Source organism: Actinosynnema sp. NPDC059797, from assembly GCF_042732085.1.
Classification (GTDB): domain Bacteria; phylum Actinomycetota; class Actinomycetes; order Mycobacteriales; family Pseudonocardiaceae; genus Actinosynnema.
In genome coordinates this window covers 15,137-15,433 of sequence record NZ_JBHWIE010000175.1, presented here as the reverse complement: position 1 = coordinate 15,433, position 297 = coordinate 15,137, and the positions used below count along the sequence as shown (strand labels likewise).

Sequence of the window (297 nt, the reverse complement as noted above, 5' to 3'; positions counted from 1 at the left end):
GCTCCGCGTCCCGCAACCGGTCGCCGACCCGCACGTCCGCCAGCCTGGCCACCCACTCCGCTCCTCCCCCGCCGCCCCGCGGCCGCGCGGTGAACCGGAGCGGTTCCGGCGGCGGCGCCACCGGGTTGGCGGTCAGCCGGCCGACCCGTTCCTTGGCGTTGCGGACGCGGCTCATGGCGCCGTGGCCGCGGCCCCTGGCCCGGAAGGGGCCTGGGGCCAACAACCCCCCCCGCAGCATCATCCGGGAGGCGTAACGCCACCCCAAGCCCCGCGAGGCGCGCCACCGCGACCCGGGCC

The 297-nt window shown here is 79.5% G+C and carries 1 pseudogene; it reads right to left on the bottom strand.

Going from position 1 to position 297, the window contains the following annotated elements:
• Window positions 1-211 (bottom strand): annotated as a pseudogene (locus ACFV4N_RS28715) (tylosin resistance protein TlrC); the annotation flags it as partial.
• Between the last annotated feature and the right edge of the window lie 86 nt (window positions 212-297).